The sequence below is a fragment of the Nocardia asiatica NBRC 100129 genome (genome assembly GCF_000308415.1).
GTDB lineage: Bacteria > Actinomycetota > Actinomycetes > Mycobacteriales > Mycobacteriaceae > Nocardia > Nocardia asiatica.
This window is the reverse complement of record NZ_BAFS01000341.1, coordinates 1-774: the sequence shown is the minus strand read 5'-3', so window position 1 is coordinate 774 and position 774 is coordinate 1. Positions and strand designations below refer to the sequence as shown.

At 64.0% G+C, this 774-nt stretch carries 1 protein-coding gene; it reads left to right on the top strand.

Annotated elements, in window-relative coordinates; translation table 11 throughout:
• Positions 1-105: 105 nt before the first annotated feature.
• The coding region (locus tag ON27_RS29295) for a DUF4226 domain-containing protein (protein ID WP_218003057.1) at positions 106-774 on the top strand (669 nt) is incomplete at its 3' end.

Sequence of the window (774 nt, the reverse complement as noted above, 5' to 3'; positions counted from 1 at the left end):
GGTCAGGTGCAGCCGGGTGAGGGTGTGCCGGGTGGTGTGGTGGCGCCGCAGTCGCAGGGTGTGCCGGGTGGTGGGGGTGAGCCGGGGGGTGATCCGGGGCCGTTGGTGGATCCGGATGTGGTGGCGGGTGTGTTGCCGATGGCGGGGATGATGGCGATGGGGATGTTGCCGTTGATCGCGTCGGCGTTGTCGGGGTTGGGTGGCGGTGGTGGGGGTGCTGGTGGTGGGGCGCCGGTGGGGTCGGGTGGGGGTTCGGGTGGTGGGCAGGCGGTGTCGGGGGGTGGGTTGTCGCCGGAGGCGGTGCGGGCGTTGGAGGTTTTGGATCAGTTGGAGCGGGTGTATGGGCAGGCGGATCCGTCGGATCCGAAGGTGCGGGAGTTGCAGCAGCAGTTGGGGATTTCGCCGGGTAAGGGTGAGGGTGCGCGGTCGATTCGGGCGAAGCAGTTGTTTCAGCGGAACGCGGCGAAGGCGTTCAATAATGTGGACAATCAGTTGGTTTCGTATATGCGGGGGTTGGCGGGGTCGAACAAGGTTGACAAGAAGGCGATTGTTCGGTTGGTGCGTGAGGTGAATGTGGCGTTGGCGGAGTTGGGGCCGGAGGCGTATACGAAGGCCGGGCAGCAGAAGGTGCATCAGATTTTGACTGCGGCGTTGCAGAAGGCGCATGCGATCGTGTCGGGTGGGCAGGCGAAGTCGAGTGATATCGCGGGTGCGATCAATCGGTTGACGAAGCAGTATTTGTACAATATCGCGGGTAAGAACTACACACCACCG